This is a genomic window from Oceanitalea stevensii (assembly GCF_014837105.1).
GTDB lineage: Bacteria > Actinomycetota > Actinomycetes > Actinomycetales > Actinomycetaceae > Oceanitalea > Oceanitalea stevensii.
In genome coordinates this window covers 44,727-58,377 of the sequence record NZ_JACSPO010000002.1, presented here as the reverse complement: position 1 = coordinate 58,377, position 13,651 = coordinate 44,727, and the positions used below count along the sequence as shown (strand labels likewise).

Genomic DNA, 13,651 nt, shown 5'->3' with positions numbered 1-13,651 from the left:
GCCGGCCGGGCGCGTCGTCCGGCACACTTGGCCGATGAGCTCCTTCGGTCCCGGACGTGCCGGCACGCCGGCACCCCCCGGGCCGCCGGACCTCGCCGGGCTCATGGTGAAGGTCGCACGCGGGGACCGGGAGGCCTTCACCCTCCTGTACGACGCGACCGCCCCGGCCGTCTACGGCACGGCACGGCGCGTCCTGCGCGACCCCGACCTCGCGGCCGAGGTCACCCAGGAGGTCATGGTCGAGGTGTGGCGCACCGCCACCCGCTTCGACCCGGAGCGCGGCAGTGCCCGGGCCTGGGTGACGACCATCGGCCACCGCCGCGCCGTCGACCGCGTGCGGGCGGTGCAGGCCCAGCGCACCCGCGACGACCTCGCCGCCCAGCGCGAGTACTCACCCCCCTTCGACGACGTCCAGGAGAGCGTGGAGCGCGACGTGGAGCAGACCCGGGTGCGCGAGTGCCTCGAGAGCCTCAGCGACCTCCAGCGCGACGCCGTCGTCCGCGCCTTCTACCGCGGACGCACGTACCGCGAGGTGGCCGAGGACCTCAGCGTCGCGCTCCCCACCGTGAAGTCCCGGATCCGCGACGGCCTCACCCGGCTCCGCCTCTGCCTGGGGGTGGACGAGCATGCGTGAGGACGAGCTGCGGGAGCTGCTGCCCGCCTGGGCGCTGGACGCGGTCACCCCCGAGGAGGCCGCCGCCGTCGACCGTGCCGTGGCCGCGGACCCGGCGCTCGCCGAGGAGGCGCGTGCGCTCCGCGAGGTCGCTGCCCTCCTCGCGGTGGGCGCGAGCGAGACCCCGCCCGCCGCCCTCCGTGCCGACGTCCTCGACCGCATCGGCCGCACCCCTCAGGACGGCACCGGGGCCCGCACCCCTCAGGACGGCACCGGGACCGACGAGGACGACGGCGTCGTCGTCGACCTCGCGCGCGTCCGTGCGCGACGCCGCGACCGGTGGCTCGTCGCGGCCGTGCTGCTCGCGGCGGCAGCGGTACCCGGCGTCATCGCGGTCCAGCAGCACGAGCGCGCCACGCAGGCCGAGGAGCAGCTGACGACCGTGGCCGAGGCGCTCGCCGAGCCGGGGGCCCAGCTCCTCGCCGCGGACGTCGCCGGCGGGGGGCGTGCCGTCGCCGTCGTCGGCTCCGACACCTCGGTGTTCTCGGCCCGCGACCTGCCCTCGCTCACGAGCGAGGAGGTCTACCAGCTGTGGGTCGTCGACGACGGCGGCGCTCGCTCCGCCGGGGTCCTCACCGTGGCCGCCGGTCAGGCCAGCGCCGAGCTCGCCGACCTCCCGGACGGGGCGACGATCGCGATGACGGTCGAGCCGGCGGGCGGGTCGGTCCAGCCCACGAGCGACCCCGTGGTCGCGCTCGCGGCGTCCGGCTGAGTCCGCCCCCGGGGCGCCGCAGGGACGTCGCGTACAGTGAATGAGCCGCACTGACGCCTCAGAGGAGATCCGTGACCGACCGTCCTGTCCGCCGCCGGAAGCCCCAGACCGTGCTCGAGGTGATCCGCCGCGAACAGCTGACGCCCCACATGGTCCGGCTCTACCTCGGCGGGCCGAACTTCTCCTCCTTCGAGGACAGCGCGTTCGCCGACCGCTACGTCAAGATCTTCTTCGTCAAGCCCGAGCTCGGCCTCGAGCCGCCCTATGACGTCGCCGCCCTGCGTGAGCACCTGGCGCCCGAGGACCTCCCGGTGACCCGCACCTACACGGTGCGCAAGGTGAACGCCGCGGAGCAGTGGCTGGCGATCGACTTCGTCGTCCACGGCGCGGAGGGCCTCGCCGGCCCGTGGGCCGAGCGCGTCCAGCCGGGCGAGCGCGTCGTCCTCTCCGGGCCCGGGGGCGCCTTCACCCCCGACCCGACGGCGGACTGGCACCTCTTCCTGGGCGACGAGTCCTCCCTGCCCGCGATCGCCGCGTCCCTCGAGGTGCTGCCCGCGGAGGCGGTGGGTACCGCGCTCATCGAGGTCGGTGGGCCGCAGGACGAGCTGCCCCTGCGCGCCCCCGCGGGCCTCGAGGTGCGCTGGCTGCACCGCGGCACCGCCCCGGCCGGCACGACGACGATCCTCGCCGACGCCGCGGCGGCCCTGCCCTGGCGCGAGGGCCGCGTCTGCGCCTTCGCCCACGGCGAGCGCGAGGCGGTCAAGGCGCTGCGCGACGTGCTCTTCTCCCACCGGGAGCTCGAGCGCTCGCAGGTGTCGATCTCCGGGTACTGGGCCTACGGCCGCACCGAGGACCGGTTCCAGGCCGAGAAGCGCGAGCCCGTGGGGAAGATCTTCACCGACTGACGCCCGCTCCCGCCTCTTGCCAGGCGCGCGGCGGCGGTTACGGGGTGGCATGGTGCCGAGACGTTAGATTGCTCCGCCTGGTGGATCAATCTAACGTCCCGCGCTCAGCGCCCCCTGCGCCTCCGCCCCGGTTCAGTACAGGGTCAGGAACGGCTTGGCGGGACGCAGGTCACTGGCGAGCGCGCGGCGGGCGAGCGTCTCCGCGCCGTCGAGCGACGTGCCGCGCGGCGGTTCGAGGACGACGTCGGGACGCCGCGCCGCGAGCTCCTCGCGCATCGCCTCGAGCACCACGGCCGCCCCGAAGATCCCCCCGGTCCACGAGGCGAGCGGCGGCACCGGCGGGCGGAGCGCGGCGACGAGGCTGCGGGCGAGCTCGCGGCCGGCGAGCCGGAGCAGCGCGCGACACACGCCGTCGTCGCCCGCGGCGAGGGCGACGACGTCGGGGACGACGGAGGCGAGCACCCCGGCCCGGTCCTCGCGCGTGTAGATCTGCCGCGGCCACGACTCGGGCACGCCGAGCCGGGCGACGGTGGCGGCGAGGAGCGCGGCGGCGTCGGACCGGCGCCCGTCGTGCTGCTCGAGCGCGGTCTGCAGCGCCTGCATGCCGATCCACGAGCCGGAGCCAGCGTCGCCGAGGACGTGGCCCCAGCCGTCGACCTTGCGCCAGCAGTCGGCGAGGTCGGTGCCCAGCGCCGTCGAGCCGGTGCCGGTGAGGACGACGGCGCCGGCCCGACCGCCGAGCGCCCCGACGGCGGAGGTGACGGCGTCGGAGGCGACGACGGTGCGCACATCGCCGACGGCGGTGCGGACGGCGTCGAGCACCACCTGCGGGCCGTCGGAGAGGGTGAGGATCCCGCTGGAGCCGACGCACACGGCGTCGACGTCCCCGGCGCGCACGTCCAGCGCCTCGACGAGCGCGGTGACGAGCGGCGCGGCGACGAGCCCGCCCGCGCTCACCCGCAGGCGCTCGCCGCTCGCCTCCCGCGCGCCACCCGGGCCGGCCAGGCGCGCGCGGGAGCCGGAGCCGCCGAGGTCGACGGCGAGGATCGTGCTCACGCCGCTACTTTCCCATCCCCGCCGTCAGGCCGGCGATGATCTGCCTGGTCGCCACGAGGAACAGGAAGATGAGCGGCACGGTGGCGATGACGAGCCCGGCGAAGAGCGTGGACCAGTCGGTCTGGTACTCCCCGAAGAAGCTCGTCAGGCCCACCGGCAGCGTGTACTTGTCCTGGTTGCGGATGAGGATGAGCGGGTAGAAGAAGTCGTTCCAGATCGGCACGAAGCGGAAGACGACCACCGTGGCGATCGCCGGCCGCACGAGCGGGGCCATGACGCTCCAGAACATCCGGAACGGCCCGGCGCCGTCGAGCCGCGCCGCCTCCTCCAGCTCCCCGGGCAGCTGCCGGAAGAACGTCGTGAGCACGAAGATCGAGAACGGCACGCTCACCGCCGCGTAGACCATGACGAGGCCGATCCGCGTCGAGACGAGCCCGAAGGAGTCGAGCAGGTAGAAGATCGGCACGATCATGAGGAAGACCGGCATCATGAGGCCCGAGACGAAGACCGCCTCGATGACCGACATGAGCCGCCCCTTGGCGCGGGCCAGGGCGTAAGCGGCGAGCAGCGACACCGCCGTCGCGATGAGCACCGAGGAGACGGTGACGATGATCGAGTTGAGGAAGTACGTCGAGAAGGACGCCTCGATCCACGCCCGCTGGTAGCTGGTGAAGTCCGGCTGCAGCGGGAGGCCGAGGGGCTGGGTGGCCAGCTCCCGGTTCGTCCGCAGCGAGTTCAGCAGCATGATGAGCAGCGGCACGACGGCGACGGCGGCGTAGAGCCACAGCGCCGTCGTCGTCATCGCCGCGGCCCAGCCCCGGTCTCGGCGTCCGCGGCGCGGACGCTGCTCGGTGGGGTCGGTGACGACGGGCGGCAGACCGTCGGGACGGCGCGTCGCGGGGGCGGCGGTCACTGGCCCAGCCTCCTCTCGGTGCGACGGAACCACCGGGTGAAGACCGTCGAGAGCACGAAGATGAACAGGAAGAGCAGGATCGCGATCGCCGAGGACGTGCCGATGGCGTTGGACGATCCGGACTCGAAGGCGGTCCGGTAGAAGACGAGTGACAGGACGTCGGTCGCCCCCGCCGGCGCGCCGGTGGACCCACCCAGGGCGTAGGGGATCGGGAAGGCTTCCATCGAGAAGATGAAGGTGAGGACGCTGACCGTGCCGATGACCGGCGTCATGAGCGGCAGCGTGATCGCGAAGAACCGCTGCGGGCCGGACGCGCCGTCGAGCTCGGCGGCCTCGTCCAGCTCGGGCGCCAGCCCGCCGAGGGCCGCCCCGTAGAGGAGGAGCGGGAAGCCCACCCACTGCCACGCGGTGACGAGGACGACCACCCACAGGGCGGTGCCCGGCGTCCCGAGCCACGGCAGCGCGAGGGAGTCCAGGCCCACCGCCTTGAGGGCGGCGTTGACCGGGCCGAACAGCGGGGAGAGCAGCAGCGACCACAGGTAGCCGACGACGAGCGGGCTCACGAGGTAGGGCATCGTGAACAGCACCTGGAAGAAGCGCCGGAAGCGGGCGCGGCGGTGCAGGATCACGGCGAAGAGCAGGCCCACCGAGTTCTGGACGACCATCGCGCCGAGGAACAGCAGGAGGTTGTGCCCGAAGGCCCGCGGCAGCGTGGAGCGGTAGGGCTCGGAGGTGAAGAGGTTGACGAAGTTCGCCAGCCCCACGAAGTCCTCCTGGCTGGTGCCGCGCCACGAGTACATCGAGTAGGTCACCGCGGTGACCATCGGGTAGAGCACGAAGATGGCGAACAGCACCGCCGCGGGGGCGATGAACAGGAGCGCGACCCGGGTGGGCAGCGCCGCCGTCGTCAGCCGACGACGACGGCGCTGCCCCGGCTCCACGGCAGCCGTCTGTGCGGGGGTGGTCGTCACTGGCCCGGGGTGAACCACTCTGCGAGGCCGTCGTTGACGTCCTGCGCGACCTGCGCCGGGTCCTTGTCACCGAGGAAGAGCTCCTGGACGCCCGCGCCGAGGAGGTCGGTGCCGCTCGGGTCGCCGTAGCGGAAGTTGACGAGCTGCAGGTAGGGGGCGGGGTTCTCCTGGTACAGGTCCCACATCTCCTGCATGAGCGGGTCCTCGAAGGTGACGCCGGGGACGGGGGAGAACTGCTTGAGGTCGTTGGCGACCATCTGCCCGAACTCCTGGGTGGCGAGCCACTTGATGAGCGTCTCGGCCTCCTCCGGGTGGGTGCTGTTGGCGCTCAGGCCCCAGTTGCCGTCGGCGTAGGCCGGGGTGACGGGGTGGTCGAGGGCCGAGTTCGGCGGCGGCGGCACCTGGAAGACGCCGAGCTCCATCTCGGGGTTCTCCGCCTGGAAGAAGGCGAGCTCGAAGGAGCCACCGGGGAACATCGCGGCCTGCTCGGTCGTGAAGAGCACCTGGGACTCGGTGTAGCTGACGCCGACGACGTTCTCCGGCATGTACTCCTGGACGTCGACGACGGTCTGCAGGGAGTCGACGTAGGCCTGGTCGGTGAGGTCGGTGAGGTCGGTGTCCCCGGCGAGGACGGCCTCCTCGAACTCCGCGCCGCCGTACTGGGCCGAGCCGAGGATGTCGTGGACGATCGGCATCATCCACGCGTCCAGGCCGCCGACGGACATCGGGGTGACGCCCGCCTCGGCGAGGGTCTCGTTGACCTCGACGAACTCCTCCCACGTCGTCGGCTCCTCGAGGCCGTGCTCCTCGAAGATCGCGGTGTTGTAGTACATCTGCAGGGTCTGGGAGGCGAAGGGCACGCCGTAGGTCTGCCCGTCCTCACGGCCGAGGGCGCCGGCGAGGATCGTCTCGTCGAACTCGCTCACCTCGGGGACGATGTCGTCCAGCGCCACGAGGTTGCCGCCCTCGACGAGCGGCTGGAGCAGGCCGTAGCTGCGCACCTGCGCGACGTCGGGTCCGTCGCTGCCAGTGAGGCCGGTCTGCAGGATCTGGTTGTACTCGGTGTTGACGAAGGCCTGGAAGTCGACCGTGATGCAGGGGTTCTGCTCCTCGAAGACGTCGAAGATCGTCTCGTAGGCGTCGGCGTCCTCGGTGCGCCAGGACCACACGCGCAGGCTGACGTCCTCGGCGCACTCCCCGCCGTCGGCCGTCTGCTCGGAGCCGGCGTCCTGGTCGTCGGGGTCGGGAGCGTCCGACGACGGCGCGCACGCGGCGAGGAGGAGGAGACTGGAGACCGCTGTCGCGGCAAAAATGCGGCGTTGCATCATGGTTCCCTTCGTGACGGGCTGCTGGGGGTCGGTGCGGACAGGGACTGCACGGCCGTGCGGACGACGCCGTCGGCGGCCGTGAGCGCGGTGCGTGCGGCAGAGGGGTCGGTGCCGGCGAGGGCCATGACGAGCGCGACCTTGAGGTCACCGCCCGCCTCCTCGAGCGCGGCCTCGCAGGCGGGGCGCTCCAGGCCGGTGGCCTGGGTGAGGATCGTGACGGTGCGGGCCCGGAGCTTCTCGTTGGTCGCGACCATCGAGACCATGAGGTTGGACCAGGTGCGCCCGAGCCGCACCATGAGCGCGGTCGAGAAGCTGTGCAGGACGAGCTTCTGCGCGGTCGCCGACTTCATCCGGGTGGAGCCGGTCAGGGCCTCGGGGCCGGTCTCGAGGACGATGGGGACCTCCACGTCGTCGAGCAGGGCGGCGCGCGGGTTGGAGGTGACGAGGGCGGTGAGGGCGCCGCGCTCGCGGGCGTGGGCGAGCGCGCCCGCCACGTACGGGGTGCGGCCGGACGCCGCGAGTCCGACGACGACGTCGCGCTCACGCACGTCGGCGACGGCGTCGGCCCCCGCGCTGCGGTCGTCCTCGACGTTCTCCGCCGCGCGCACGATGGCGGGCGGGCCGCCGGCGAGGTGGGCGGTGACGACCCCCTCCTCGAGCCGGAAGGTCGGCAGCAGCTCGGCGGCGTCGATGACCCCGAGGCGCCCGCTCGTGCCGGCACCGACGTAGTGGACGGTGCCACCGGCGCGCACCCGCTCGGCGGCGCCGTCGACGAGGCGCGCGAGCTCGGGGAGTGCGGCGGCGACGGCGTCGGGGACGAGCTGGTCCTCGGTGTTGATGAGGGTGAGCAGCTCGAGGGTGCCGACGACGTCGAGGTCGACGGTGCGGGGGTTGCGCTCCTCGGTGGGCGAGTCGACGGTGACACCCCAGCGGGTGCCCTCTCCTGGCGACATCGCGACTCCTGTTCGGTGGTGCTCCCGGCTCTGGGCCCGTGACAGTCTTGCTCCCGAGGACGATGCCGCCTCGTCGGGGGGATGTCAAGGAGTTACGCCCTAGTACAATTCGTGCAAAGTTAGTTTCATCGACAAGGATGGACATCATGGTCGAGTCCGCCCCGCCCGACGGCGCCGCCCTCGTCAGCCGCATCGGCGCGCTGCTCCCTGAGCTGCGCCCCGCCGAGCGGCGCGTGGGGGAGGCGGTCGTCGCCGACCCCACGTCCGTGGCGCGAGAGTCCATCACGGCCCTCGCCGAGCGCTGCCGCACGTCCGCGCCGACGGTCGTGCGCTTCGCCAAGCGGATGGGCTTCTCCGGCTACCCGCAGCTGCGGCTGGCGCTGGCCAAGGCGGCCGGCATCGAGGAGGGACGCACCGCCCGCGGCCCGATCTCAGGCACGCTCGACGCGGACGACACCCTCGAGCAGGTGGTCGCGAAGATCGGCTACGCCGACGCGCGCGCCGTCGAGGACACGACCGCGATGCTCGACATCCCCGCCCTCGAGGCCGCGGTGGACGCGCTCGTCGGGGCGCGGCGCATCGACATCATCGGGGTCGGCGCCAGTGGCGTCACCGCGATGGACCTGTGCCAGAAGCTCTCCCGCCTCGGCCTCAGCGCCGTCGACCACCACGACCGCCACGCCGCCCTCACGGCCGTGTCGTTGCGGGGTCCCGGCGACGTCGTCATCGCCGTCTCCCACTCCGGCAGCACGCCCGACGCGATCGCCCCCACGCGCCTGGCCACCGAGCAGGGGGCCACGACGATCGCGATCACCAACCACCCCGGCTCCAAGCTCGCGCAGACCGCCGACATCGCGCTCGTGACGACCACCCGGGAGACGACCTTCCGCTCGGGCGCGATGGCGAGCCGGATCGCCCAGCTCGTCGTCGTCGACTGCGTCTTCGTCGGGGTGGCGATGCGGGACATGCCGGCCACCCGCTCCGCCCTCGACGCCAGCTTCAAGGCCGTCGCCGACCTGTAGTTCCTGGGGAGCGCACGGCCGCCGAGAGCCGGACTCCTCCGCCCTCCCCCTTGCGCCGACAGCTGACTTCGTCACCGCGTGGCGGACCGGCCCAGGGCCAGCAACAGGTGGCAACTCCTTTGCCCGTCGGCTGACGTGGACGACCGTGAGTGGTGGGGGCCGCAGCACACCTGCAGTCGGCCTCCACCCCCGCGCGCGCCCCGGACCCACCCCGTCCGGGGTCGCGTCGCTGTGCCAATAGACGACGTCGTCCTGGAGGTCCTTTCCCCATGAACACCCCGTCCCGACCGGCCCGCGGCCTCCTCGCCGCGGCCTGCGTCGGCACCCTCGCCCTCGGCCTCGCCGCACCTGCCGGTGCCGCCACCGAGGACCCTGTCGCCCCGACGCTCACCGCGGTCCCCGCCGTCGAGGGGCCCGTCCCGGAGACCGACGACAGCTACCTCTGGTCGACGATGGAGCGGGCGCGCGTGCCCTTCGACGTCGCCGACCTCGGCTACGTCGAGGAGGAGTTCTTCCTCTCCGGGACCGCGAACGTGTACGACCACGAGGGCGAGGACGTCGTCGTCGTCGAGGAGGGCGTCGAGTACGTCAACCACATCCTCGTGCGCCGGCCCGCCGACGCCGCAGACGCCTCCGGCGTCGTCCTCGTCGACATCCTCAACGCCTCGAACGGCTTCCCGGGCGAGGACCACTGGCGCCGCATGTGGCAGTGGGCCATGGACGAGGGGCACACGGTCATCGGCCTCACCTCCAAGCCGATCCAGATCGACGCCCTGCACAACTTCGACCCGGAGCGCTACGGGGACCTCAGCTGGGACGTCGACCCCGACGTCGAGCGCGAGCCGATCGTGGCCGACCCCGCCAACCCCGGCGCCTTCGACCCGTTCATGGTCGTCGAGGGCGCGGAGGAAGGGCTCGTCTGGGACATCACGACACAGCTCGGCGTGCTCCTCGGCAGCGACCGGGCCGGCAGCATCCTCGGTGGGCAGACAGCGGAGACCGCGCTGCTCATGGGTCAGTCCCAGTCGGGCGTCTACCTCAACACCTACACGACGCACTTCCACGCGGCCCAGGCCGCCGCGAACGGTGGCTCCGTGTGGGACGGGTACCTCAACTCCGTCGGCCCGATCATGGAGCGCCCCCTGCTGCAGGGCGACTCCGACGGCTTCGTGACCGTCCCCGGCGCCGAGCCGGGCTTCGACGTCCCCTTCATCACGGTGACCTCCGAGGGCGACGTCTCGCTCTTCGGCGGGCCCGCGGTGCTCGCGCCCACGGATCTGCCCGAGAACCGGTACCACTGGCAGGTCCCCGGCACCCCGCACACCGACCTCCTGTCCACGGTCATCCCCGCCGACGAGGAGATCGCCAAGGCAGGCCGCACATGGAACACCCAGGTCCACGACCCGGAGTTCCGCGCGGCCCTCAACCTCTACCCGCTCGAGCCGGCGATCATCGCCGCCGCGCAGGCTCTCATCGACGCCCACCAGGACGGCACCGCGCCGGCGCCCTCGGCCTGGTTCGACCAGGCGGACGGCGAGCTCGTGCGTGACGACGCCGGGAACGTCACCGGTGGCGTGCGGTACGGCCTCCTCGAGTACCCGCTGGGCCAGTACCTCGGTGCCGCCGCCCCCGGCGCGGTCTACGGGTCGATGCAGCTGATGTCGGCGGAGGAGTTCACCGCGGCGTACGGCACGCGGGCCGAGTACCTCGCCCTCGTGAGCGAGCTCGACGCCGGGCAGGTCGAGGCCGGCTACCTCACCGAGTACGGTGCGGAGTACTTCCTCGACGTCGCCGAGACGCTCCTCGACCGCATCGGCGTGCCCGCCGACGTCGTCCCGGAGCCCACGCCCGAACCCGAGCCGACCATCGAGCCGGAGCCGGAGCCGGAGCCGGAGCCGGAGCCGGAGCCGGAGCCGACGACGGAGCCCGCACCCACGGCAACGACCACCGGGGACGACCGGGTCGCTCCCGCCCGGGACGGTGAGCTCGCGCGGACCGGCGTCTCGGTCGCCGGGCTGGCCGCGCTGGCTGGGGCACTCGTCCTGAGCGCCGCCGCTGTCCTGGGCCTGCGCCGCTGGGTCGCGCGGGCCTAGCCGTCGCGCCGCAGCCACGGGCGGGTCCCAGGAGGGCCCGCCCGTGGCGTCGCAGGCAGCGTGCGTCCACCTGACCGGCAGACGAACCCGCGGACCCGACGGCGCGGGGCAGGGGCCGCCCGCTACCGTTCGGCCATGGACTCAGTGCGGTGGGGCATCATCGGCGTCGGGAACGTCACGGAGGTCAAGAGCGGACCGGGCTTCCAGCAGGCCGAGCGCTCCTCGCTCGTCGCCGTCATGCGCCGCGACGGTGAGAAGGCCGCCGACTACGCCCGCCGCCACGGCGTCCCGCGCTGGTACGACGACGCCGACGCCCTCATCCACGACGACGAGGTCGACGCCGTCTACGTCGCTACCCCGCCCGACTCCCACCGCGACTACGCGGTCCGCGTCCTCGAGGCGGGCAAGCCCGTCTACGTCGAGAAGCCGATGGCCCGCACCACCGCCGAGTGCGAGGACATGGTCGCCGCCGCCGAGCGCACCGGCCTCCCGCTGTTCGTCGCGTACTACCGCCGCGCCATGCCGCGCTTCGTCACGGTCAAGCAGCTGCTCGACGACGGCGTCATCGGCACCGTCCACGCCGTCGCCGTCCACGCCTCCAAGCCGGCCGTCATCGACGACGGCGCGGACGCGCCCTGGCGGGTGCGCCCGGAGGTGAGCGGTGGCGGGCACTTCGTCGACCTCGCGTCCCACACCCTCGACCTCCTCGACCACCTCCTCGGGCCGGTCGCGACGGTGACCGGGCACGCCACGCGCTTCGGCCGGGCGACGCTGGCGGAGGACGTCGTCAGCGCGTCCTTCCAGCTGGAGTCCGGGGCGCTGGGCTCGGGGCTGTGGAGCTACGGCACCCAGGAGGAGCGCGACGAGGTCCGCATCCTCGGCTCGGCCGGGTCGCTGCAGTTCTCCACCTTCGGCCAGGAGCCGATCCTCCTCACCACCGCCGAGGGTGAGCGCCGCATCGAGGCGCCCTACCCGGCCACCGTCCAGCTGCCGCTCATCCAGGCGGTGGTGGACGAGCTGACCGGCCACGGCGCGTGTCCGAGCACCGGGTCGAGTGCGCTGCGCACCGCCCGGGTCGTCGACGCCCTGCTCGCCGACTACCGCGCCGCGAACGGCATCGCGCTGCCCTGAGGCGTCAGCGTGCGCCGAGCGCGCGCAGCCGCTCCGTGAGGCCGAGCCGCACGGTGGGCCACTCCCGGTCGATGATCGAGAAGACGACGACGTCGCGGACGGTGCCGTCGCGCCACACGTCGTGGTTGCGCAGCACGCCGTCCTGCTTCGCGCCGAGCGCGGCGATCGCGCGGCGGGAGCGGTGGTTGTGCCAGTGGGTACGCAGCTCGACGGCGATGCACCCGAGCGTCTCGAAGGCGTGCGTGAGCTGGAGCAGCTTCGCCTCGGCGTTGACCCCGGTGCCCTGGGCGCTCGCCGCGATCCACGTCGAGCCGATCTCCAGCCGGCGGTTCTCCTCGCGGATGTTGAGGAAGGTCGTCACGCCGAGGGCGGCGCCGTCTGCGTTGCGGCGGACCACCCACGGCACCACGCGACCGGCGGCGTGCTGGGCCAGCCGGGCCGCGACGTCGTCGTGCATGGCCTCGGGGGAGGGGACGCGGGTGTACCAGAGCTCGTGGAGGCGCCCGTCCTGCACGGCCGTGGCCAGCTCGTCCGCGTGGTCGAGGCGCAGCGGCTCGAGCGTGACGAGGGTGCCGACGAGGGTGGGGGCCGCAGCGAAGCTCACACCGCGCATCCTAGGGACCCGACGACGGTTGCGGACCTCACGGAAGCAAGCGGCAGCCCGGCGCGTTGACGGAGACATGCCCCCTGTCCTCCTCGACCAGCCCCAGCGTGCCGTGGGCCGCGACGAGACCGCGCACGCGGCCGACGTCGTCGTCATCGGCGCGGGTCAGGCGGGCCTGTCCGCGGCCTACCACCTGCAGCGACGCGGCTACCGGTCCGCGCTGGAGACGGGTACGCGCAGCTTCGTCGTCCTCGACGGCGAGGACGGGCCGGGCGGGGCGTGGCGCCACCGCTGGGACTCGCTGCGGATGGCGACCGTCAACGGCATCCACGACCTGCCGGGGATGGAGCAGGCACCACCGGACGCGCAGGAGCCGTCGAACACCGCGCTGCCCCGGTACTTCGCCGAGTACGAGGAGCGCTTCGAGCTGCCGGTCGTGCGGCCGGCGCGCGTGGAGTCGGTCGAGCGGGCCGACGACGACCCGCGCGGCCCGCTGCGCGTGCGCACTAACCGCGGCACCTGGACCGCCGGCGCCGTCGTCAACGCCACCGGCACCTGGCAGCGCCCGTACTGGCCGTACTACCCGGGACGCGAGACCTTCCTCGGCCGTCAGCTCCACACCGCGGACTACGTCAGCGCCGAGGAGTTCCGGAGGCAGCACGTGGTCGTCGTCGGCGGCGGGATCTCGGCCGTCCAGCTCCTCGACGAGCTCTCGCAGGTCACCTCGACGACGTGGGTCACCCGCCGTGAGCCCGCGTGGCGGGAGGGCCCCTTCGGACCCGACGAGGGCCGCGAGGCGGTCGCCCGGGTCGAGGAGCGGGTGCGGGCAGGGCTTCCGCCCCGGTCGGTGGTGAGCGTGACCGGCCTGCTGTGGACACCGGCGCTGCGGGCGGCCGCGCGGCGCGGTGCGCTGGACCGCCGACCCATGTTCGAGCGGATCGTGCCCGACGGCGTGCGCTGGGCGGACGGCACCGAGCAGGCCGCCGACGTCATCCTGTGGGCGACCGGCTTCCGTGCCCAGCTCGAGCACCTCGCGCCGCTGCGGCTGCGTGGCCGCGGCGGCGGGATCGTCATGGACGGCACGCGCGTGGCCGCCGAGCCGCGCGTGCACCTCGTCGGGTACGGGCCGTCGTCGTCGACGATCGGTGCCAACCGCGCCGGTCGCGACGCCGTCCGGGAGATCGACGCCCTGCTCGCCCAGGACTAGCCGGAGGAATCCAACTCTCGGCGAGGGCTCCTACCCCCTCACGCCGAGAGCCGGATCCCTCGGGAGGAATCCGGCTCTCGGCG

13 protein-coding genes are annotated in these 13,651 nt (G+C 73.3%); 7 read left to right on the top strand and 6 right to left on the bottom strand.

The genetic code is table 11. The features are described 5' to 3' along the window. Positions 1-34: 34 nt before the first annotated feature. The 3 genes from sigK to H9624_RS06370 all read left to right on the top strand — a co-directional run bounded on the left by sigK (position 35) and on the right by H9624_RS06370 (position 2,290). The gene (gene sigK, locus H9624_RS06380) at positions 35-634 is read left to right on the top strand and encodes an ECF RNA polymerase sigma factor SigK (RefSeq protein ID WP_251839064.1); all 600 of its coding nucleotides are present in this window, start codon (positions 35-37) and stop codon (positions 632-634) included. Further along, complete coding sequence (locus tag H9624_RS06375; protein WP_251839063.1) at positions 627-1,385, top strand: anti-sigma factor; 759 nt, start codon at positions 627-629, stop codon at positions 1,383-1,385. The genes sigK and H9624_RS06375 overlap by 8 nt, the downstream gene beginning before the upstream one ends. A gap of 71 nt (positions 1,386-1,456) precedes the next feature. Further along, positions 1,457-2,290: a siderophore-interacting protein gene (locus H9624_RS06370; RefSeq protein ID WP_251839062.1), complete on the top strand. Its 834-nt coding sequence runs from the start codon at positions 1,457-1,459 to the stop codon at positions 2,288-2,290. A gap of 132 nt (positions 2,291-2,422) precedes the next feature. Here H9624_RS06370 and H9624_RS06365 read toward each other — a convergent pair whose 3' ends face one another. From H9624_RS06365 to murQ, 5 genes are read right to left on the bottom strand one after another with little or no spacing between them, the layout of a single operon-like run. After that, a complete protein-coding gene (locus H9624_RS06365) occupies positions 2,423-3,346 on the bottom strand; it encodes an N-acetylglucosamine kinase (protein ID WP_251839061.1) in 924 nt (307 codons plus the stop codon). 4 nt (positions 3,347-3,350) lie between these two features. Then, entirely contained in the window at positions 3,351-4,259 is a 909-nt protein-coding gene (locus tag H9624_RS06360; protein WP_251839060.1) for a carbohydrate ABC transporter permease, read from the bottom strand. Further along, a complete protein-coding gene (locus H9624_RS06355) occupies positions 4,256-5,230 on the bottom strand; it encodes a carbohydrate ABC transporter permease (protein WP_251839059.1) in 975 nt (324 codons plus the stop codon). Before H9624_RS06355 ends, H9624_RS06360 begins: the two co-directional genes overlap by 4 nt. Then, the gene (locus tag H9624_RS06350) at positions 5,227-6,558 is read right to left on the bottom strand and encodes an ABC transporter substrate-binding protein (RefSeq protein ID WP_251839058.1); all 1,332 of its coding nucleotides are present in this window, start codon (positions 6,556-6,558) and stop codon (positions 5,227-5,229) included. Before H9624_RS06350 ends, H9624_RS06355 begins: the two co-directional genes overlap by 4 nt. After that, a complete protein-coding gene (gene murQ / locus H9624_RS06345) occupies positions 6,555-7,511 on the bottom strand; it encodes an N-acetylmuramic acid 6-phosphate etherase (RefSeq protein WP_251839057.1) in 957 nt (318 codons plus the stop codon). Before murQ ends, H9624_RS06350 begins: the two co-directional genes overlap by 4 nt. Before the next feature lie 146 nt (positions 7,512-7,657). Here murQ and H9624_RS06340 point away from each other — a divergent pair, with 146 nt between their 5' ends. From H9624_RS06340 to H9624_RS06330, 3 genes are all read left to right on the top strand, one after another. Next, a complete protein-coding gene (locus tag H9624_RS06340; protein WP_251839056.1) occupies positions 7,658-8,533 on the top strand; it encodes a MurR/RpiR family transcriptional regulator in 876 nt (291 codons plus the stop codon). Between the two features lie 269 nt (positions 8,534-8,802). After that, positions 8,803-10,626: an alpha/beta hydrolase domain-containing protein gene (locus tag H9624_RS06335; RefSeq protein WP_251839055.1), complete on the top strand. Its 1,824-nt coding sequence runs from the start codon at positions 8,803-8,805 to the stop codon at positions 10,624-10,626. Positions 10,627-10,761: 135 nt separating this feature from the next. Then, entirely contained in the window at positions 10,762-11,757 is a 996-nt protein-coding gene (locus H9624_RS06330) for a Gfo/Idh/MocA family protein (RefSeq protein WP_251839054.1), read from the top strand. Positions 11,758-11,761: 4 nt separating this feature from the next. Here H9624_RS06330 and H9624_RS06325 read toward each other — a convergent pair whose 3' ends face one another. Further along, positions 11,762-12,361, bottom strand: a complete 600-nt coding sequence (locus H9624_RS06325) for a GNAT family N-acetyltransferase (RefSeq protein ID WP_504740243.1) — start codon at positions 12,359-12,361, stop codon at positions 11,762-11,764. Between the two features lie 76 nt (positions 12,362-12,437). Here H9624_RS06325 and H9624_RS06320 point away from each other — a divergent pair, with 76 nt between their 5' ends. After that, positions 12,438-13,568 carry an NAD(P)-binding domain-containing protein gene (locus H9624_RS06320; protein ID WP_251839052.1) on the top strand — a complete coding sequence of 377 codons (1,131 nt, stop codon included), beginning with the start codon at positions 12,438-12,440 and terminating at the stop codon, positions 13,566-13,568. Positions 13,569-13,651 lie beyond the last annotated feature (83 nt).

Excerpts from the sequence above, each read along its gene's own strand:
- sigK (WP_251839064.1), top strand. The coding sequence starts at position 35 with ATGAGCTCCTTCGGTCCCGGACGTGCCGGCACGCCGGCACCCCCCGGG.
- H9624_RS06375 (WP_251839063.1), top strand. The coding sequence starts at position 627 with ATGCGTGAGGACGAGCTGCGGGAGCTGCTGCCCGCCTGGGCGCTGGAC.
- H9624_RS06350 (WP_251839058.1), bottom strand. The coding sequence starts at position 6,558 with ATGATGCAACGCCGCATTTTTGCCGCGACAGCGGTCTCCAGTCTCCTC.
- murQ (WP_251839057.1), bottom strand. The coding sequence starts at position 7,511 with ATGTCGCCAGGAGAGGGCACCCGCTGGGGTGTCACCGTCGACTCGCCC.
- H9624_RS06340 (WP_251839056.1), top strand. The coding sequence starts at position 7,658 with ATGGTCGAGTCCGCCCCGCCCGACGGCGCCGCCCTCGTCAGCCGCATC.
- H9624_RS06335 (WP_251839055.1), top strand. The coding sequence starts at position 8,803 with ATGAACACCCCGTCCCGACCGGCCCGCGGCCTCCTCGCCGCGGCCTGC.
- H9624_RS06330 (WP_251839054.1), top strand. The coding sequence starts at position 10,762 with ATGGACTCAGTGCGGTGGGGCATCATCGGCGTCGGGAACGTCACGGAG.
- H9624_RS06320 (WP_251839052.1), top strand. The coding sequence starts at position 12,438 with ATGCCCCCTGTCCTCCTCGACCAGCCCCAGCGTGCCGTGGGCCGCGAC.